This window comes from Pseudomonas sp. Pseusp9, from assembly GCF_059491265.1.
This window is the reverse complement of the sequence record NZ_CP168500.1, coordinates 3,169,778-3,188,835: the sequence shown is the minus strand read 5'-3', so window position 1 is coordinate 3,188,835 and position 19,058 is coordinate 3,169,778. Positions and strand designations below refer to the sequence as shown.

Annotated in this window: 17 protein-coding genes; 13 read left to right on the top strand and 4 right to left on the bottom strand. The window is 55.4% G+C overall.

Going from position 1 to position 19,058, the window contains the following annotated elements:
• The first annotated feature begins 74 nt into the window (after positions 1 to 74).
• The 3 genes from ACEN8E_RS14275 to ACEN8E_RS14265 all read left to right on the top strand — a co-directional run bounded on the left by ACEN8E_RS14275 (position 75) and on the right by ACEN8E_RS14265 (position 2,551).
• Positions 75 to 683: an FMN-dependent NADH-azoreductase gene (locus ACEN8E_RS14275; protein WP_495593179.1), complete on the top strand. Its 609-nt coding sequence runs from the start codon at positions 75 to 77 to the stop codon at positions 681 to 683.
• Complete coding sequence (locus ACEN8E_RS14270) at positions 680 to 1,315, top strand: NADPH-dependent F420 reductase (RefSeq protein WP_495593178.1); 636 nt, start codon at positions 680 to 682, stop codon at positions 1,313 to 1,315. The genes ACEN8E_RS14275 and ACEN8E_RS14270 overlap by 4 nt, the downstream gene beginning before the upstream one ends.
• A 1,026-nt stretch (positions 1,316 to 2,341) precedes the next feature.
• The gene (locus ACEN8E_RS14265) at positions 2,342 to 2,551 is read left to right on the top strand and encodes a hypothetical protein (RefSeq protein ID WP_495593177.1); all 210 of its coding nucleotides are present in this window, start codon (positions 2,342 to 2,344) and stop codon (positions 2,549 to 2,551) included.
• Positions 2,552 to 2,587: 36 nt separating this feature from the next.
• Here the strand turns inward: ACEN8E_RS14265 and ACEN8E_RS14260 are convergent, their stop codons facing one another.
• A complete protein-coding gene (locus ACEN8E_RS14260) occupies positions 2,588 to 3,505 on the bottom strand; it encodes a LysR substrate-binding domain-containing protein (protein WP_495593323.1) in 918 nt (305 codons plus the stop codon).
• Positions 3,506 to 3,699: 194 nt separating this feature from the next.
• Between ACEN8E_RS14260 and ACEN8E_RS14255 the strand changes: the two genes are divergently transcribed.
• From ACEN8E_RS14255 to ACEN8E_RS14235, 5 genes are all read left to right on the top strand, one after another.
• On the top strand, positions 3,700 to 4,449 hold the full coding sequence (locus tag ACEN8E_RS14255; RefSeq protein ID WP_495593176.1) for an SDR family NAD(P)-dependent oxidoreductase: 750 nt from the start codon (positions 3,700 to 3,702) through the stop codon (positions 4,447 to 4,449).
• A gap of 98 nt (positions 4,450 to 4,547) precedes the next feature.
• Positions 4,548 to 5,846, top strand: a complete 1,299-nt coding sequence (locus ACEN8E_RS14250) for an MFS transporter (RefSeq protein ID WP_495593175.1) — start codon at positions 4,548 to 4,550, stop codon at positions 5,844 to 5,846.
• A gap of 17 nt (positions 5,847 to 5,863) precedes the next feature.
• Positions 5,864 to 6,712: a transketolase gene (locus ACEN8E_RS14245; protein ID WP_495593174.1), complete on the top strand. Its 849-nt coding sequence runs from the start codon at positions 5,864 to 5,866 to the stop codon at positions 6,710 to 6,712.
• Positions 6,709 to 7,731, top strand: a complete 1,023-nt coding sequence (locus tag ACEN8E_RS14240; protein WP_495593173.1) for a transketolase family protein — start codon at positions 6,709 to 6,711, stop codon at positions 7,729 to 7,731. Before ACEN8E_RS14245 ends, ACEN8E_RS14240 begins: the two co-directional genes overlap by 4 nt.
• A 467-nt stretch (positions 7,732 to 8,198) precedes the next feature.
• Positions 8,199 to 8,408, top strand: a complete 210-nt coding sequence (locus tag ACEN8E_RS14235) for a hypothetical protein (protein WP_495593172.1) — start codon at positions 8,199 to 8,201, stop codon at positions 8,406 to 8,408.
• A 151-nt stretch (positions 8,409 to 8,559) separates the two neighbouring features.
• Here the strand turns inward: ACEN8E_RS14235 and ACEN8E_RS14230 are convergent, their stop codons facing one another.
• Positions 8,560 to 9,825 carry a hypothetical protein gene (locus ACEN8E_RS14230; protein ID WP_495593171.1) on the bottom strand — a complete coding sequence of 422 codons (1,266 nt, stop codon included), beginning with the start codon at positions 9,823 to 9,825 and terminating at the stop codon, positions 8,560 to 8,562.
• 296 nt (positions 9,826 to 10,121) lie between these two features.
• Here ACEN8E_RS14230 and ACEN8E_RS14225 point away from each other — a divergent pair, with 296 nt between their 5' ends.
• The 5 genes from ACEN8E_RS14225 (at position 10,122) to ACEN8E_RS14205 (ending at position 15,468) form a co-directional block, all read left to right on the top strand.
• Positions 10,122 to 10,313: a hypothetical protein gene (locus ACEN8E_RS14225; RefSeq protein WP_495593170.1), complete on the top strand. Its 192-nt coding sequence runs from the start codon at positions 10,122 to 10,124 to the stop codon at positions 10,311 to 10,313.
• Between the two features lie 32 nt (positions 10,314 to 10,345).
• On the top strand, positions 10,346 to 10,738 hold the full coding sequence (locus ACEN8E_RS14220) for a hypothetical protein (RefSeq protein WP_495593169.1): 393 nt from the start codon (positions 10,346 to 10,348) through the stop codon (positions 10,736 to 10,738).
• Positions 10,739 to 11,130: 392 nt separating this feature from the next.
• A complete protein-coding gene (locus ACEN8E_RS14215; protein ID WP_495593168.1) occupies positions 11,131 to 13,341 on the top strand; it encodes an ankyrin repeat domain-containing protein in 2,211 nt (736 codons plus the stop codon).
• Positions 13,342 to 13,673: 332 nt separating this feature from the next.
• Positions 13,674 to 14,900, top strand: a complete 1,227-nt coding sequence (locus ACEN8E_RS14210; RefSeq protein WP_495593167.1) for a B12-binding domain-containing radical SAM protein — start codon at positions 13,674 to 13,676, stop codon at positions 14,898 to 14,900.
• A 1-nt stretch (position 14,901) separates the two neighbouring features.
• Positions 14,902 to 15,468: a dTMP kinase gene (locus ACEN8E_RS14205; protein ID WP_495593166.1), complete on the top strand. Its 567-nt coding sequence runs from the start codon at positions 14,902 to 14,904 to the stop codon at positions 15,466 to 15,468.
• A gap of 685 nt (positions 15,469 to 16,153) precedes the next feature.
• Here the strand turns inward: ACEN8E_RS14205 and ACEN8E_RS14200 are convergent.
• A complete protein-coding gene (locus ACEN8E_RS14200; protein WP_495593165.1) occupies positions 16,154 to 17,146 on the bottom strand; it encodes a tetratricopeptide repeat protein in 993 nt (330 codons plus the stop codon).
• A gap of 241 nt (positions 17,147 to 17,387) precedes the next feature.
• Positions 17,388 to 19,058: a hypothetical protein gene (locus tag ACEN8E_RS14195; protein ID WP_495593164.1), complete on the bottom strand. Its 1,671-nt coding sequence runs from the start codon at positions 19,056 to 19,058 to the stop codon at positions 17,388 to 17,390.

The following is a 19,058-nucleotide window of genomic DNA, read 5'->3' as shown; positions in this document are numbered from 1 at the left end:
TGTCTTTTCAGATTCAATTAAGAAAGTCATCTTGTTCGTGACGCTTTTTATCCACACGACAAGGTGATTTCGACATGCAAATCCTCCATCTCGATTCCAGCATTCTGGGCGCAGCTTCAATAAGCCGCAGCCTCTCTTCCAATATCGTCGCGCGCATAGTGGCTCTGCACCCGGGTAGCAATGTGATTTACCGCGATCTCGCCCGTGATCCCGCGTTGCACCTTTCCGGTGAACATCTAGCTGCCTGGCAAGGCTCCGGAGCCAAGGATAGTTTGCTGACAGAAGACCTCTTCAAAGGCACTGCTTACCTGCAGGAATTGTTGGAGTCGCAGATCGTTGTCATCGGCACGCCTATGTACAACCTGACTATCCCTACCCCGCTTAAGGCTTGGATCGATCGCATCGCGTTAGCGGGTAAAACATTCCACTACACAGCCAACGGCCCCGAGGGCTTGCTGAAAAACAAGCGCGCCTACATCGCTTCGTCTCGTGGTGGCATTTATTCATTAGGCAGTCCTGCTGCTCCTTTGGAGCACCAAGAAAGCTACCTGACTGGGCTGCTGGCCTTTTTAGGCATTAGCGACGCCACGGTTTTCCGTGCCGAAGGCCTGGCTATAAGTGCCCAAGCCAAGGATGCAGCGATCGCTCAAGCACTTAAAGATATTGCTGCCATCAGCGAGTGATCACCGACGGTCACCACACTTTCATCGCTATCGAGGTGCTCAACATGACTTATTCCATTATCGGTTCCGGCAAATTGGGCAGCGCCCTCGCCCGCCAATTCGCTCGAAACGGCATTCCCGTGGGGATTGCCAACACCCGTGGCCCGCTCAGCCTCGCGGCGCTCATCAAGGAACTGGACGCTAGCGTCGTCGCGCAGACCCTGGAGGAGGCTTTGAGCGCGGACGTTGTGATTCTGGCCATCCCTTTCAGCGCGCATCGGGACATCGGTCGCAAGATCCCTGACTGGGGCAACAAGACCGTCATCGATGCCATGAACACCTATGGTGTGTCACCTGAGGAATTGGGCGACCGTGCCTCGACCGACGTCGTCGCCAGCGCTTTCCTTGGCGCCAAAGTCGTGAAAACCTTTAATCAGTTACCCGCTGCACTGCTGGCCAAAGATCCGGCGCAAGAAGGAGGAAAGAGAGTGATGTTTGTCTGGAGCCGAGATCTCAAGGCTGCAACCAGCGTTAGCGAGCTGGTGGAGCAATTGGGCTTCGCCCCGATATCTCTGGGCAATGCTGCCGAGGGTGGCAAACTGCTTGGACTTGGTGGGCCGCTCATCCTGCAAAACATCATCCAGTTTCAATAATCGTGTGGTTAGTTTCCCGGCACAGACATTTGAACTGTGGACATATCAGCGTGGATTGCACCCTCATCCATCGCCGCTTTGTGCAACGCTTTGTGCAACGATCAAAGGCTGAAGCTGCTCGCTGGTTTGCCCGAACCTATTAAGAGATTGGCGATGGCTTCGAACGTTTACTGTGCGTTACCCAAACGCGGTTTGGGCATCATGGGGTGACTCTGACGCAAAAGGGCTAAAGCGCGATGCTGGATTTGCTGGGTGTCCCTCGATGCTCGAAGACGTGCCGCATTTCAATGCCAGGAAATGGCATGCCGGCTTATATGACAATCGACCGAAAGGAATTAAGCAGACAATAAAGTCGATGAGGTTGGCTTGGCAGGGTACCTATCACCGAGGGATCGACGATGCCAGGAACGTTGCATCCATCATTAAGGAGATGCTCGGCTGATTACGTGAGCCGGGGCCATTGGCCCGAAGGAGCGACTTCTCCATTTACGGCACCCCGCAGCTTAGCTATGGGCATGCGATGACTCGCACACAATGATTTGAACACAACCTACCCCTCCCACCTCCCGCGAAGTCTCTGTCCTCATGCAGAGAATCATTGCGCCCTGTCATAAATTGTCTCAGCTCAGTCCTGCATAATTGTTGAAATCATGGAGTGATACCGGTACTCCTAAAGCACCAGTTTCAGCAGGGAACGCACCATGCATTCAAGATTCAGGGTCATCGAAACAACCAGACTGGACGATGGCATCAAGCAATATCGGGTTGTAGATCTTGTCGAGGGAGGCTCTGCTAGCAAGCACGGTGTATTCAAGGCCAGGTTCGAGGCAGAGGCTGTTTGTTCACTTCTGAATGCCGAGCATCCACGTCAGAGTGGTGTAGGTCGTGCGTCCGTGAGTCTTTGATCCACTCGTTCAGAATGCCTAGTGCGGATGACTTTTTGCGAATACGTATTTCGCAGTCATGAACTGGCCAGCCTTCAACATCACCTCCTGCTACGCTTTTCTTTTCCACGGAGGAATCGCGATGTCCAACGCAGATCTGCTCCCTTCCCTACTCTTCAAGATCAATCAAAACCAACTCGCCCTAGAAGCCGCGATCATGGAGCTCACGCTATGGGTCGAACAGCGCGGTTCTGCGGAGGTTGCCGGCAACGTTCGGGGCGCTTTGGACACAATCAGTAAGAACGAAGAGTTCATCAATATGACGCTCTCGGTGCTAATGACGCCAGAGTGACGATTCCCCATCTTGGCAAAGGAGAACAGCAGACATTCAATAAGTGAAACTATGACCCAGCTCACTCTCCATCCACTCTAGAAAGCGTCTTACTCTAGGAAAGCTGGAATGCGCCTTTGGAAACACCAAATGGTGAGCCGCCACCGGGGCGCTAAGTGATTCCCTCCCCACTTCGATCAACGTTCCTGACTCAAGATACTTTTGCGCTAGCAGCGTACTTTCCAAGGCGAATCCCAGGCCGTGGCTGGCAGCTTCCAAACTCATGTATGACCGATCGAAGCTCAACGCGTAAGGTTTTTCGGGGCGAGCCAAACCGTGCTGGGCAAACCACTGTGGCCATTTAAGCATCGTGGCTTCGGAGAGAATGAGATCACGGTCTAACAAATCGCCCGCGTGCCTAATCGGACGTTGCGAAAGTAATTTCGGAGAGGCCAAGACAGCGAAGGTTTCGTTGCGCACAGTGCGAACCTCATAGCTCGGCCAGTTGGGCGTACCGTGGCGAATATCGACGTCAATCTTGTCCCGGCTAAAGTGCAACGATTCATACGAACATGACAGGTTGATCTGGATATCCGGATGGCTCGAGCGAAACGCCTCCAATCGAGGCATCAACCACAACAATCCGAAGCTTGGTGACGAATGCAGTCGAAGGCAGTCAAGACTCACATCGCTGGCTGCCCGCTCGGTAGCTATGGCCAGGCTGTGAAGTAACCCAGAAACCTCTTTTAAATACTGCTCCCCTACTGGCGTTAGCGTTACCCCGCGTGCAGCTCGTACAAACAGCTGCCGGCCGATCATCCCTTCAAGCTTGGCGAGCTGGTGACTGACAGCAGACGGCGTCAGATCCAAAACCTCGGCAGCCCTAGCAACATTTCCAAATCTAGCCGTTTGCTCAAAGGCCTGAATTGCTCTCAGCGGTGGAAGTGTGGCTGGCGCAACGGTATCAGGACGCATGACGAAAGACCCCACTGTAATTCTTATGATCGTTGAGTTTTTCCATTCAATCATCTGCCCCCTTTCTTGACGAGTGCTGAATTTTTTTCAGCACCGAGTGACATTCGCGTTATTGCTCAGGGTTGTCCTGAAGAACAAGCTGAGTCATCGGTTCATTGCGGATCGACCAATAAAAACAATCAGAGGTACTCTCCATGCTTCTTCAAGGCAAAGTCGCGATCATTACCGGTGCAGCCTCCGCACGTGGCATTGGCCGCGCTACAGCGACCACCTTCGCGCAACAAGGTGCTCACGTCGTGATCCTCGATCTGGACGAATCCGCCGCACGCGATGCCGCTGCATCTCTGGGTGAAGGCCATCTCGGTCTCGCTGCCAACGTGGCTGACGAATCGCAAGTTCAACAGGCCGTAGCAAAAATCATCGAACGTTTCGGCCGTATCGACATTCTGGTCAATAACGCCGGTATTACTCAGCCTCTCAAGACCCTGGACATACGCCCTTCTGACTACGACAAGGTGCTTGACGTCAGCCTGCGTGGCACGTTGCTCATGTCGCAAGCAGTCATCCCGACCATGCGTCAGCAATCTTCCGGCAGCATAGTGTGCATGTCGTCAGTCTCTGCTCAACGGGGTGGCGGCATTTTCGGTGGCCCACATTACAGCGCGGCCAAAGCCGGCGTGTTGGGCCTGGCCAAAGCTATGGCACGCGAACTAGGGCCGGACAAGGTACGCGTCAACTCCATCGCCCCCGGCTTGATTCATACCGACATCACCGGCGGCTTGATGCAGGACGAGCGTCGCCACGCGATCATCGACGGAATCCCGTTGGGTCGTCTAGGTGAAGCGCAGGATGTCGCGAATGCGGCCTTGTTCCTGGCCAGCGACCTATCTTCCTATTTGACAGGTATCACGCTGGATGTGAACGGCGGCATGCTGATTCACTGATTACATCTGTCGGGCCTCAAGGCCTGTGCGGTTCTGGATCGATGACGCAGCCGGGTCTCATGGCCTGGCGGTCAATAAAAACAAGAGATCAGACCATCATGACAACTATGTCGCTTGAAGCGGTTTCGACCGTGCGCTCTAACGCCTATCGCAAAACTGCATGGCGTCTAATGCCTTTTCTCATGCTGTGCTACCTGTGCGCCTATCTTGATCGCGTCAATGTCGGCTTTGCCAAGCTGCAAATGATGAACGATCTGGCGCTCAGCGAAACGGTTTACGGACTGGGCGCCGGCATGTTCTTCATCGGCTACTTCCTCTGTGAAGTACCCAGCAACATCATCCTGCATAAGGTCGGGGCGCGGGTTTGGATCGCGCGCATCATGATCACATGGGGCATCGTCTCCGCCTTGTTCGCCTTCGTCGAAACCGCGTGGCAGTTCTATGCACTGCGCTTTCTGCTCGGCATCGCCGAAGCCGGTCTAGCACCGGGTCTGCTGCTTTATCTGACCTACTGGTTTCCCTCCTACCGGCGTGCTCGCATGACCGTGCTGTGGTTTATCGCCATTCCGCTGTCAGGGATGGTCGGTGGCCCCATCTCCGGCTGGATCATGAATCACTTTGCCGGGATGCATGGCTGGGCTGGCTGGCAGTGGATGTTTGTCCTGGAAGCCGTGCCGACCGTACTTATCGGCCTATTGGTACTGAGCTACCTCAAGGACGGCGTTCATCAGGCCAACTGGCTGGATGAAGACGAGAAAGCGCTGATCAGCCGCGAACTGGCCGAAGACGACCAGCAGAAAGTCACCCATGCCTCGGTGGGAGAATTTATTCGCGACCGTCGCTTGTGGTTGCTGGCCGGTATCTACTTTTGCGTGGTGATGGGTCAGTACGCTATCACCTTCTGGCTGCCGACCCTGGTGCGTAACGCGGGGGTTTCCAATCCGTTGCACATCGGCTTCCTGACCAGTCTGCCCTACCTCTGCGCAATTGTGGCCATGCTGTATGCCGGACGCAGTGGCGACAAACATCGTGAGCGTCGCTGGCACCTCATTGTACCGATGATCGCCGGCGCTATCGGGCTGAGCCTGGCTGCTCTGATGGGTGGAAATGTACTGCTCTCTATTCTCAGTCTTTGCCTGGCCGCTTCCGGAATTCTGTCCGCGACGTCGATGTTCTGGATGCTGCCCACCACGCTGCTGGGCGGGGTGTCCGCCGCCGCAGGCATCGCGGCGGTCAACAGCTTCGCCAACCTCGCCGGCTTCTGCTCGCCCTATCTGATCGGCTGGGTCACCACACAGACTGGCTCCAGCGCCATCGGCATGTACCTGATCACCGGCGTACTGCTGTTCGGTGCCACGTTGGTGCTGCGCATCCCCGCCGCCTCGGTCAATCGTTGATTCATTGGAGTTCCACAATGACTGCTCATCCTGCATTCACGTCATCTACGACGCTGGCGCAACGCGCTCACAACATTCGCCGCCACGCCTTGCGCATGGGTCAGGTTCAGGGGCAAGGCTACGTTGGCCAGGCCCTCGGCGCCGCCGACCTGCTGGCCGTGTCCTACTTCCATGCCCTGAGCTATCGGCCCGAATTCCCTGAATGGGAAGGACGCGACCGCTTCTACCTGTCGATCGGGCACTACGCGATTGCGCTGTACGCGGCCCTGATCGAAGCCGAAATTATCCCACTCGATGAACTGGAAACTTACGGCGCCGATGACAGCCGCCTACCGATGTCAGGCATGGCCGCCTACACCCCAGGCATGGAGATCACCGGTGGTTCGCTCGGCCAGGGCCTGGGCATTGCGGTCGGTGCCTGCCTGGGCCTCAAGCGCAAAGGCTCGCCCGCCTTTGTCTACAACCTGCTGTCGGACGGCGAATTGAATGAAGGCTCGACCTGGGAAGCGGTGATGTCGGCGTCGCACTGGAAGCTCGACAACCTGATCGCCATCGTCGACGTCAACAACCAGCAGGCAGATGGTTACTCAAGTGAAATCCTCTCGTTCGAACCGATTGTCGACCGTTGGCAGGCCTTCGGCTGGTTCACCCAGCGTGTAGATGGCAATGATCTGGAGGCCCTGGTCTCTGCGTTCGACGCCGCGCGCAACCATGCCGGCACCCAGCCACGGGTGATCATCTGCGACACAAAAATGGGCAAAGGCGTGCCCTTCCTCGAAACCCGGGAGAAGACCCACTTCATCCGCGTGGAAGAACACGAATGGGATCTGGCACTGAGCAATCTTGAAGAAGGAAAAAACCAATGAGCAACGCAGCCAACACTCCGACTTCCACGGTTGAACCGGCCAAAAAACGCCTGACTACATCGGCGATGATCGCCTCGATTGCCTCCGAAGGTCAGGCCACCAAATCCGCGCCGTTCGGCCATGCCCTGGCTGCGTTGGCGGATCAACGTCCGGACATCGTCGGCCTGTCCGCCGACCTGTCCAAGTACACCGACCTGCACATCTTCGCCAAGGCCCATCCCGACCGTTTCTATCAAATGGGCATGGCCGAGCAACTGCTGATGAGCGCGGCCGCCGGCATGGCCCGCGAAGGCTTCGTGCCGTTCGCCACCACCTACGCGGTGTTCGCGTCGCGTCGCGCCTATGACTTCATCTGCATGGCGATTGCCGAGGAAAACCTCAACGTCAAGATCGTCTGCGGCCTGCCTGGCCTCACCACCGGCTACGGCCCGAGCCACCAGGCCACGGACGACCTGGCGATCTTCCGTGCCATGCCTAACCTGATGATCGTCGACCCGTGCGATGCGCTGGAAATCGAACAGGCGGTACCTGCCATTGCGGCGCACCAAGGGCCTGTCTACATGCGCTTGTTGCGCGGGAATGTGCCGCTGGTGCTGGATGAATACGGCTACAAATTCGAGATCGGCAAGGCCAAGACCTTGCGTACCGGCAACGATGTTCTGATCATCTCCACCGGTTTGATGACCATGCGCGCACTGGAGACAGCCAAAGAGCTGCAAGCGGATGGCGTTGATGTCGCCGTGCTGCACGTGCCGACGATCAAGCCACTGGATGAGCAAACCATTCTGGCTGAAGCCCGCAAACCCGGTCGCCTTGTGGTGACCGCAGAAAACAGCTCCATTATCGGTGGGCTGGGTGAGGCGGTTGCCGGGGTACTCCTGCGCAACGGGGTGACGCCAACCTTCAGGCAGATCGCCTTGCCCGACGCGTTCCTCGATGCCGGTGCTCTTCCCACACTCCATGACCGTTACGGAATTTCAACTCAAGCCATTTGTACTCAAATCAAAACCTGGCTGTGACTGCAAGGACAAGGCATCTGGAAACAGGTGCCATTGAGTTCGATGCGAAGGGAGGGGAATCGTTGAAACCACATGAACTACTTGATCCCGAATACCACAGCTTTCTAATTTCTGGCGCAGATCAATGGTCGATCGATACGCTGCCGACCATACCTGCCTTTGGCAACGGTTATACGGGAAGACGGGGTTGAAGCTTCAAGTTCAAGCGAGCGGCTATTGCGGCATGTTGGGCACCTATGGGCACGAGGCTCTCCTAGCATCCATGCGGGAAACCGTTCACTAAAAGAATCTGCCTCAATGATCGAATGTGGCAGTTTCTCTATATTTCATTGAAAAAAGGGCCCTCGAAGGGCCCTTTCTTGTACTCAAACCAAGATCACTTGGTCAGCCAAGACTCAACGGCCGCGGGGCCGTGCCAGGCCTTCCAGGACTTTTGCTACGCTGACCTCTTTCATGGAGGAATCGCGATGACAAATTCAGACCTGCTCCCTTCCCTACTTTTCAAGATCAACCAAAATCAACTCGCCCTTGAGGCCGCCATCATGGAGCTCACGCTTTGGGTCGAACAGCGTGGATCAGGTGACGTAGCCGAGAACGTATGGGGTGCACTGGAGGCCATCACTAGGAACGAAGAGTTCATCAATATGACGCTTGCCGTGCTCATGACACCTGAGTGAGTAGGTCTCGAGTTTGATAGGCTAGCCGGGCCTCGTTGGCCCGAAGGAGCGACCTCTCCATTTTGGTCACCCCGCAGCTTAGCTATGGGCAAGCGATGGCTCGAACGCAGAATGATTTGAACACAACCTCCCCTCTCATCTCCCGCGAGGTTTACCTGGTGCAGATTGGCGTTGCGCTCGGCACACGCAGCCGCTGCACCCGCGCCGCTCGCGCATCCGCTAGGAGAACGAAGGCCTCGACAGTGAGGGGCATGCCGCCGAACAGGAGAACGGATAGCTGATACGTGGTGTGGGAGGTTTGAATCAACTGCGCCAGGCTGTGCCCGGACAGCAAGTCATCGTGCCGATGGTTTTTCACCAGTCTCTTCATGTAGAAACAGAGGCTCTCGTCGCGCAGGGTTCCTGTAATCTTGAGGAAGTCATCGTCGATGCCGATGACCGCGCTGATGAAGAACGGTTGCCAGCCCTCGCGCTGCCAAGTGTAGGTCATTGGCGGCGGGGCTGCGTTGAGCTGACTGGCGTCCACGCTCAGCCGGGGAACCGGACGGCTGGAATGATCCGTACAGGGGTGCTTCGGCCAGGGCGGCCCCAGTTCATCAAAGAATACGCGGCCGCCGCTAGGGGACTGGTAGAAGAACACCGGCGCCCCACAGACCGGGCAGCTGGCATTGGGGTTGACGTAGCTCGTGTAGGTGCTGGTTAAGGGTGGCACCGACCAGTGGGGGGCCCGCGCGGTGTAGGCAGTCTTCTGCGCGTTCAGCCGCGGCACCCGCGCCGCTTGCGCATCCGCTAGGAGAACGAAGGCCTCGACAGTGAGGGGCATGCCGCCGAACAGGAGAACGGATAGCTGATACGTGGTGTGGGAGGTTTGAATCAACTGCGCCAGGCTGTGCCCGGACAGCAAGTCATCGTGCCGATGGTTTTTCACCAGTCTCTTCATGTAGAAACAGAGGCTCTCGTCGCGCAGGGTTCCTGTAATCTTGAGGAAGTCATCGTCGATGCCGATGACCGCGCTGATGAAGAACGGTTGCCAGCCCTCGCGCTGCCAAGTGTAGGTCATTGGCGGCGGGGCTGCGCTGAGCTGACTGGCGTCCACGCTCAGCCGGGGAACCGGACGGCTGGAATGATCCGTACAGGGGTGTTTCGGCCAGGGCGGCCCCAGTTCATCAAAGAATACGCGGCCGCCGCTGGGGGACTGGTAGAAGAACACCGGCGCCCCACAGACCGGGCAGCTGGCATTGGGATTGATGTAGCTCGTGTAGGTGCTGGTTAAGGGTGGCACCGACCAGTGGGGGGCTCGCGCAGTGTAGGCAGAATTATTGTAGGTGCCAAAACTGGAAAAGCTCGACAGCCCGGCATGGCCTTCGCCGCCCCAGCCGCACCGACAGCCCGGTCGATGATTCCATGCGTTGCACATAAACACCTCGTTATGGCCATGGTGGCTAAACGCCTTGTCTTTCAGTACGTCTCAGCGTAGCAGCCCGTTGCGCGTTATTTGGTGCTCAGATCCGATAAGTGATGGGGGTGAGTTGACGATAACTCAGGAAAGTCCGGAACTCTGTGGTTCACCTGACTCGATCCGTGAGCACCAAGCCTATAGCTCGAAGGCCTACCCTCCTCTGCTGCATGTTTTGAAACTTTGGTACAAAAAAGCTTTTCTGCACGGAGTGCATTTTTAGGCTGGCGTCTCCAACCACCCAAAGGAGCTTCACCATGAGCCAGCAAGACCATCACGCCAACCAGTCAAACCCGAACAACCCAGCCCACCAGGCTGCTCTGAACAATCGCGCCAACCAACTGAATCCGAACAACCCGGCGTATCACAGCAGTCGCCAGGGTGGGGAAAAAAGGCAAGTAACCTGCGTGTCGTGGCCGGGGATCGGATCTCCGGCCTTCAAGGAGTGAGAGTGATGGCGAGAACGGTTTAATCGAATGGCGTGAAAGAGACTCTGCTACACCTGTTTGGGCATGACGATGATCGCAGCTTGCTTGCCAAGCTCGCTCGCATGGAACCGCTCAAGAAGCATCGGGTCGACCCGGATAAGAACTCGAATGTTTTCAAACGCTCGCTGGCGTGTGACAACCTAATCAAGAACCTGCTGGCGCTGGATGCGGTGTTCGACAGTCAGGATCTGGACTGTGAGCTTATCGAGACCACCAGACTGGACGATGTCATTAAGCAATATCGGCTCATTGATCTCGTAGAAGGAGGCTCAGCTAGCAAGCATGGTGTGTTCAAGGCCAGGGCCGAGGCAGAGGCTGTTTGTTCGCTTCTGAATGCCGAGCATCCGCGTCAGAGTGGTATAGGTCGTACGTCCCTGAGCCTTTGATCCATTCGTTTCGGAACGCCAAGCGCCGGATGGTTTGTAGGACTGCTCATAACTACAGCGCAGTTATGGATTCCTTCTTTGAAAGTACGTTTTGAACGCGCTCCTGGTTAAGTCGATGTCACTTATCCTTGGCTTCTTCTCAGGCCTGATAGGTCGTCCTCAGTCGTGAACTTCGTACAGAACGCTACGAGCTGCTGCCCTCCGCCACAAGCGGCAACTGGCCACTAGCAGGCAGTCATGGGCGACAAGTGTCCACTTTGGCTACTCTTGACTGACCGAATATAGAGATAGGATTACTAAATGTCGTATCGGCGAGCAGTTACGTAGGTATCAACTCTTTTGCATACCCCCAATCTAGGGATTTCGCTGAGTTCCCACTGCAAGGATCAAGGATGAGCGCCCCGGCCATACAGCCCACTCCGAGTAAAACTCTTCGCCATATAATTACGGCTTCTGGATATCGTCCGCTTTTTACCCAGAAAGGACTGGACAAAGACCTGGATGATCAAGCCGATGAAAAGCGCCCGGGTAGCAACTTCGATCTGCTCCAAGATTGCCTAGCGCAGTGGCTACGCGCTATACGCGACGACTGTGGTGCCGACTGGAGCAATCTGATCGAATCTGCCTGGCATCGGCACAGTTACCTACTGCGGTCATTGGCACGTAACACCGATACTTCTGGAATGATCGCAGAGCCTGCTCAACATGCTCTTTTCAGACTGTTTGTAGTTCCTGAGCTTTCAGGGATGATCCGCCGCGCTAGCCACGAAGTACCCCTGCTCGATTTAAATCAATGGTGGGGAGCTCCCTTTGACACCTGGCTACAGGCTGCCGCTCAACAGACCATGCTCCCTGTAAGGCGGTTACTGGAGCGGCTTGCCAATCATCTGAATATCGATGAACGCACATTGGAGCGCTGGCAGCACGGTGGCCCGATAAAAAAGCCGCTTTGGCCCTACCGATCCACGACACAAGCCATGTTTCACGGTAGCGAACTTGTCGCTAAAAAGTCCGAACATCTCACCGGCTGGCTGGCCATGGTTGTAGCGCTGCAGTCGCTGCCTGCCGACCTGCGTGACGTCATCAAGCGAGACTTCCATCTGCATGGCCAGCGCCCCCTTCAAAACGAGCAGCAGTTTATTTCCCAGTTGAAACGCGAGGCCGCTGACCGTAATAGCCTGCCTGTACGTGCTCAGGCGGCTCGCGTACTAGCTGACCTTGATCGACTGTTTGCCGATGCACGAGGCAACGAACAGCCGATTCGTGATCGACTCAACTGGCTTCGCGCCCTTTGTGAACGGAGCAGCCCGTCTCTAAGGGCCACTCATGAGTACCTCTGGTTGTGGCTCTGCGCAAGGCTAGATGCCAATCTCGGAGAAAAGGACAACGCACTCAAACTCTATAGAGCTGCCTGCCACGGCGCGTGGTGGAGAGCGGGCCCAAACCAGCATGGGATCCTGCATGAGGCCCTATGCTACGCAGTTGGTGTAGGCGACAAGGTTCAGGCCAATCACTATTGGGATAAATGCTTTCTGCTGGGATTGAACAAGCCGCCGAAACGGGAACTGGACGAGCAGAAAATGCAGCATCTCTCAACTGAGTTCGAGCGACTGTTTCCGCAGCAAAAGGCCAAAAAACGCGTTCTACCTGCAATGCGAGTTGTGGTACTGAACAAACCTTTCTCGCTATCAGCCAAAGAGCTTGCCAACCCCAACCGTATCAGTGTCCAGTCCGATGGACAGGTTCGCTATACACCGCTGATGAATGCTGTGTTGTTGGGCACGCTCGACGTTGTGAAGCAAGCTGTACAAGCGGGGGCTGACCCAAACTTAATTATTCCGGAATCGGGCGAAAACGCACTGATCATGGCGCTGCGTCGAGCTTATGACAGAAAAGACCCAGACATTCTGAGGTATCTGCTGACACTGCGCATCAGCCCTAAAACGGCCAACTACCCTGCCTCAAGCAACCGGGAAACGCCCCTACAGATTGCCATGAATATGGGCGATGCCGAGGTCGTCGATAAGCTGATCACCCTCGGTGCGGATGTCGAGCAGTCTTGCTTCAACTCGCCCAGTGCACTTGTTTATGCCATGGCGCTGCTGCACGACAGTATTCATGTGAGTGACCCCTCACAGCGGGACGCCTATGTTGAGGGGCGCGTCCCGGCAGACGCCGCCGATGTCAAGGCAGGCGCGGTTCTGGACTGTGAACTGCCAGACAGACGGCAGGCCTGGTTGTCGAGTCTGGAGGAGCCGCGAAAGCAGTTGATCTTTGAGGAAGTGACCTCGTACTACAGGCGCCCCGTCGATGCGAGATGCCAAGTGATCATGACATTGCTGGAAAATAAAGCCGATCCAAATCGGTGCTACGAGGACTTCAACGGGTATCAGGCTCATTGGACGCCTACTCTGTTTGCCGCTCAGATAGGGAACCTGGATGTTCTCAAGGCCATGATCAAGGCTGATGGCAATCCTTGGCTTTCGCTGGACAATGAATCTCCTCTGAACGTGAAGGACGCGCTGTGGGTTGCCGTCGCCTACAAGCGGCATACCGTTGTCGAATACCTGCAGACGCAGCTCCCTCGGCCCCCCGCCTGCTGATCGGTCATTTTTGATTTTTTCTTTCGGTCGCCTGTCGGGCTTGCCCCGAGCTTCTGCTGCATCGTTCGCGTAACGCAATACAGCAGAGGAAAAATCATGTACTTCAGCAAGAATAAAAACATTAATGAGCTCGTACTGGAGCTACTTCAACGAGGTTGGACGTATACCAAAGGCCGGCACTTTAAGCTTTTCCCACCCAACGGCTGCGGCCTGGTCATCGTGCCCACAACACCCGGTGACCGACGTGCCTTCCAGAACTTTCGCCGTGATGTCCGACAACGGTTACGTGGCCATGCCGAGCGATACCTGCATGCCTGGCAGAGGGTGATGCCATGAAGCGGGTCATTCTGGTGTCACTGGATTGGCGCAGGCCACAAGATGGTAAAACAGGCTTGGGTATCGCCTCGATTGCCGCGGCCCTACAAGTCGCGGATGTTCCGTGGCGGATCATCGACGCACAGGTGAACAGCCCGATGTTCTCCCAAGAGCGGGTATTGAGTGAGTTGCTCCTGGCAATTGCCGAGGCTGGCCCGGGGTGCCTAGTCGGCTTCGGCACCTACGTGTGGAACGACCCCGAGGTTCGCAGTTTGATTCGCCTGATCAAGGGTACAGGAGCGAGCATCGCTCTTGGCGGCCCACAGGTTTCCTACATGACCAAAGGGCAATTGGAAAGTACTTACCCCGAAGCCGACTATTTCGTTCGCGGGCAGGGGGAATTGGCCATGGTTGCGCTGGCTCGCGATGAGTTTCCTAGCGAATGTGGAATTCATGTTGCTGGCAGTCCTGACCTAGGCCTCAAGGCAGATCATGACCTGCTGGATTTACCCTCGCCGTACCTGCTGGGAACCGCCAAAATTCGGGACAACATTCGTTGGGAAACCCAGCGTGGCTGCCCCTTCAAGTGTTCATTCTGCCAGCACCGTGAACCGGGAAAGCGGCTCAAGCATCACTCGTTCGATGGCCTGCGCCTAGAAAGGGAGCTAGCGCTATTTGCCGCAACAGGCGTAAAGCGTATTTCAGTACTGGATCCGATCTTCCACACCAATCAGGCACGTGCCATTGAGGTTTTGAACAGCATCAAGGCAGCCGGCATAAATGCCCAGATCTCGCTGCAGTGCCGTTTCGAAACCTGCAGCACAGATTTTCTGGATGCACTCGAGGGGCTGAACGTCACCTTGGAGTTTGGCCTGCAGACGACCGTGGAAGCGGAGTATCGGGCGATCAAAAGACCCAACCATATGGAGATCGTTTGCAACAGTATCCGCCAGCTACAACAGCGACAGATCGACTTCGAAGTTTCCCTGATCTACGGCCTGCCAAACCAGACGCTGGACAGCTTCAATGCCAGTGTTGACTGGTGCTTGCAGCGGCACGTCCCTCGATTAAGAGCCTGGCCACTGATGCTGTTGCGGGGAACACCTCTGTATGAGCAGAAGCAACTGTATGGATTCAGGGAAAGCAGCGACCAGCGCATTCCCATCGTAGTTGCCAGCAACAGTTTTTCCGAGGCAGAACATGCCGAGATGGCATGCATTGCCAAATTGCTCGAGGAGAAGTGAGATGGGGGGCTTTGTTGTCATTGAAGGGCTGGATGGCGTTGGGAAATCCACAGTGGTTAAAAGACTGGCCGAGATCTTTTCAGGTCACGCCATGAGCACACCCGGGCCTGCGCTACGCGGAAGTCGCCCTGCTGTACTCGAAGCATTTGCCCATGATGAGCTGGCCAAAGCGCTCTTCTATGCGGCCAGTGTATCGAGCGAGGGAAGGCAGGCAATCCGCCTGGCTGAGAGCGGAAAATGGGTATTCATGGATCGCTACTGGGCCTCGACACTGGCCTATGCGAAAGCTCGTGGCGTCATGGCTGACCTGGACGCGCTTAGCAAGAGCCTAATCTCGCCAGACATAACCATATTGCTATGGCTTGACGAACCGGAGCGACAACATCGCCTGTATACCCGAGGTGTTACTGTCGAAGATATGGAAACCCTGAATCCATACTTTCGTAAGCGTGTCCTCGACGAGCTTCAGGCCCATGCCAACCTTGTGATCAACATCAGCGGACTTTCTGAAATGGATGTCTCGGCAAAGTTAGCCCGCGCCATTAGGGATAATCTACCCGTGAACTGAATTACTCCGAGCCGTCTGAGCACTATGAACGACCGTTATGGGTTGCAACCCTTCGCGAGAGGCAACAATCGGCCACATATCGTCATTCCCGGGTTCAATCGAAAGTTGAGGACGGGTAGCCGGGCCTCGTTGGCCCGAAGGAGCGATCCCTCCATTTACGTCACACCACAGCTTAGCTATGAGCATGTGATGACTCGCACACAGAATGATTTGAACACAACCTACCCCTCCCACCTCCCGCGAAGTCTCTGTCCTCACGCAGAGAATCATTGCGCCCTGTCATAAATTGTCTCAGCTCAGTCCTGCATAATTGTTGAAATCATGGAGTCATACCGGTACTCCTAAAGCACCAGTTTCAGCAAGGAACGCACCAAGCATTCAAGATTCAGGGTCATCGAAACAACCAGGCTGCACGATGGCATCAAGCAATATCGGGTTGTAGATCTCGTCGAGGGAGGCTCTGCAAGCAAGCACGGTGTGTTCAAGGCCAGGGTCGAGGCAAAGGCTGTTGGATGTCGGGACTGGCCTTGTCCAAGCCCCATAAAAGCCGACTCGAATAGGTCGCCATTCGTCGACCTGTTTTAGCACCAGTTTGAAAAATCTAGTTCCGCTTACGGCGGTTGCGGGCCTTTTCACCCTTGCTTCGCAGGGCCGGCGTAAACGGATCCCGCTTACACTTCTCTAATCAGCTTTCCTCGCCGTAGTCGTCGAACAATGGAATGGAGCCTATCCTTCCATCCATTTCCCGGAAGTGCGCACCGTCGTTACCTCCGAGATAGTCCGAATTGGAAATCCTGGAGTTTTCAGAAGCGTGTTGATCAGGTCTGTAGACCACGTCTCGCTCCATTTCTTTTGGTACCCATCCCGTCCCGTCACATTTTCGGCAGCCACCTCTTACACCTCCATCACCGCCACACCGAGGACATAGTGATTCGGGCACCCCGGACTTATTGGCGAGTTCGCAGTTTGGTACGGACTGCAATGGCAGATCTGGGCAGGTGCTTTTCTTGATGGGGGCTTTTGGCTGGGGAGGCAGATGCATATTTTTCTTTGGCTTCGGCCCAGGCGGGTGGTACTCACTCTGATGCTTCTTAAGGATGTGTGATGCAATCTTAACCCCGCAAATCGGGCATGGCGTGACCTTAACCTTTGGCGTCTCAGTCTCCTGCGCGTTTTGAGGGAACAAAGCTTTCCGCGCTTGAACCTGCTTTTTAAAGTCGACATTAAGGCTGTTTGGATCAATGGTTTTGCACAGATCTGGCGACGCTGGCTTTACCCCACTGACGAGCAGGTGACGAAGCTTTTCCTGGGCCTTGAGATGCCCTTGATCAGCCGCCTTGCTGTACCAAGCTGCGGCTGCCCCAAGGTGCTTTTTTACACCTCTTCCGGCAGTGTAGAGGGATCCTAGGTTGTATTGAGCTGTGACCTCCCCTTGCATTGCCGCCTTGTGAAACCAGTCCGCTGCGACATGAGCCGACATCGGCACTCCTTTGCCGAACACGTAGCAGACTCCAAGGTTGCATTGGGCTACGGCAAGGCCCTGTTCAGCAGCTTTGCGGTACCAGATAGCAGCAAGCATATCGTCCTGAGGAACATTTTCGCCATTGTCATAGCTGTGCCCAAGGTTGTATTGATCGATGGCGTCCGTCGGGCCGGCTGGCGAATGAAGTGAGCTCATTAATTACCTGTCCATAGCGGTTAAAGGTGGTCAACTGTAGTGGTCAACTACTCCCGGACACGACGTTAAGTTTTTCTTCGGCCCGAGCTGGCGCCAGAACGAGGAATTCATCAACATGACGCTCGCTGTACTGTTTGCCCCCGAATAAACAGACTTCGGCAATTTGGCTAGGAGCTCACACACGCGGTCTCCGCGAGGACGTTTTCTATTTAGCTGCGCGGGACTAAGCCGTGTCCTAAACCTAGCACTCAAGCGTCGCCTCAAGCCTGAATAGCAAGCCGTCATTACGACTCATGACCGCTTCCAATTCCACATCCAAATGCTTGTGCAGAGCTTTCAGCTCGTGACTGCGATTAACGCCCAGAGGATCCAGCCGGTCGATCATGTACACAACAAAGACGCTCGTGATGCCAGTCAGTGCGCCGATGATGACTGCAGAAACGACAGAGCCGATAAGTCCCAGACCAGGGATGGTCAATATGAACTTCTCAATGAACTCCTCCAGTGCGACGCCACCAATGACCACTGCGCCGGCACATATAACCTTCAACGCTTCATGAGCACCTTCTCTAAAGGTCATCCCTTTCGGCGGCATCGCGAGTGTTTTCAGTGCACGCAGCAAAGACATGAAACCCTCACGGAACATGCGAATGACCCGTTTACTGGTGGTCATGAGGGTATTCAGAAAAACGGTGATCAGGTTCGATAGTACGCCGGCGACGAAGCCTGCTCCTCCAGCTGCTAGGGCTTCCTTCCATTTGCTACCTACTCGCGACGCCACACGCTCCATACGAGAGCGCAGCTCTGGCCACCAGCAATCATGGGCGGCACCGTTGCGATAGAAATCCTGAAGCTCGTCAAAAGTGGCTGCGAAAAACTCGACTAACATGAGACCGAACGCTTGCTGGAAGGCCATTTTTCCGCCTTCCTTCACGCTGGTATCAATCACGTTCTTTTTGAATTTTTCACTCTTGTAATAGGCGTCGTGAAGCTTCGCTTCATAGTCGGCGCGAGCGGCCTTGTCCTTGGCCAGGATCAGCTCTGGATTGTCAGCAATGGTTTGCTTCTGCAGACTGAGTTTGAGCTCGTTCCGCTCTTTGATAGTCAGCTCTGATTCGGATTTGGATTGCAGTTCGGCTATCCGCTCTCGCCGAACAGGGCTTTCTTTCTGCAGGCGCTTAACCAGATCCTCAACTTTCTGGTCGCCTTTGGATTGGTTAAAGCGCTCCTTCGTAGGATTCAAATTAGAGGTGCTATTCGCCAGGGGTATGGCCTCAAGGCCTGCAAGATCTCGACCACGATCCCGGTGGATCTCAGCCGCTGAAATCGTATGATCAAGGTTGCGTTTGTCGACTTGTTTTGGCCCAAAGATCTCACCTGTGTAGGTGTCTTTCAGAATCCCCGCTGCCTGATCGGTAGTGTCCGCACTGTTCTTGCCGATGTAGCGCGAGTCGCGATCAAATGTTTTACGAAGAGCCTTGTCCATCGGAGGAACCTTCGCGTATTTGTCACGTGCTTCGTCGGTTGCATAAACCTCTTTGCGGGCATTGTGGATGGTATCTACGTTGCCACCCACCTTGTCATAGGCAGACAAAACCTTACCTAAGCCAAACGGAACTACTACCGCCTGGAGCACCTCGCGGCGACTGTCCCGCATCAATTGATCAAAGCGTTCTCCGTTGAACGCCTTAGTGAAATCCTGCAGTGCTGCATCAACCTGCGCGTCACTAACCTTCGTATCCAAGTCTACTGACAGGGCACTGAATGCCAAGTCGACTCGCTGGGTGTCGATTGGTTGTTGCAGCATTGCTAAAGCGTCAGCAGGCGTTGGAAGAGCAACGAGCACTGGCTGGTCACGTAGCTGTGCCTGCAACTGGCGGCGGGCCTTGAAACGATCAATTCGATCCGTCAT

Coding starts and splice junctions, on each gene's coding strand:
- ACEN8E_RS14215 (WP_495593168.1), top strand. CDS start 11,131: ATGAGCGCCCCGGCCATACAGCCCACTCCGAGTAAAACTCTTCGCCAT.
- ACEN8E_RS14195 (WP_495593164.1), bottom strand. CDS start 19,058: ATGACGGATCGAATTGATCGTTTCAAGGCCCGCCGCCAGTTGCAGGCA.
- ACEN8E_RS14265 (WP_495593177.1), top strand. CDS start 2,342: ATGTCCAACGCAGATCTGCTCCCTTCCCTACTCTTCAAGATCAATCAA.
- ACEN8E_RS14205 (WP_495593166.1), top strand. CDS start 14,902: ATGGGGGGCTTTGTTGTCATTGAAGGGCTGGATGGCGTTGGGAAATCC.
- ACEN8E_RS14225 (WP_495593170.1), top strand. CDS start 10,122: ATGAGCCAGCAAGACCATCACGCCAACCAGTCAAACCCGAACAACCCA.
- ACEN8E_RS14255 (WP_495593176.1), top strand. CDS start 3,700: ATGCTTCTTCAAGGCAAAGTCGCGATCATTACCGGTGCAGCCTCCGCA.
- ACEN8E_RS14230 (WP_495593171.1), bottom strand. CDS start 9,825: ATGTGCAACGCATGGAATCATCGACCGGGCTGTCGGTGCGGCTGGGGC.
- ACEN8E_RS14250 (WP_495593175.1), top strand. CDS start 4,548: ATGACAACTATGTCGCTTGAAGCGGTTTCGACCGTGCGCTCTAACGCC.
- ACEN8E_RS14210 (WP_495593167.1), top strand. CDS start 13,674: ATGAAGCGGGTCATTCTGGTGTCACTGGATTGGCGCAGGCCACAAGAT.
- ACEN8E_RS14240 (WP_495593173.1), top strand. CDS start 6,709: ATGAGCAACGCAGCCAACACTCCGACTTCCACGGTTGAACCGGCCAAA.
- ACEN8E_RS14235 (WP_495593172.1), top strand. CDS start 8,199: ATGACAAATTCAGACCTGCTCCCTTCCCTACTTTTCAAGATCAACCAA.
- ACEN8E_RS14200 (WP_495593165.1), bottom strand. CDS start 17,146: ATGAGCTCACTTCATTCGCCAGCCGGCCCGACGGACGCCATCGATCAA.
- ACEN8E_RS14275 (WP_495593179.1), top strand. CDS start 75: ATGCAAATCCTCCATCTCGATTCCAGCATTCTGGGCGCAGCTTCAATA.
- ACEN8E_RS14260 (WP_495593323.1), bottom strand. CDS start 3,505: ATGCGTCCTGATACCGTTGCGCCAGCCACACTTCCACCGCTGAGAGCA.
- ACEN8E_RS14245 (WP_495593174.1), top strand. CDS start 5,864: ATGACTGCTCATCCTGCATTCACGTCATCTACGACGCTGGCGCAACGC.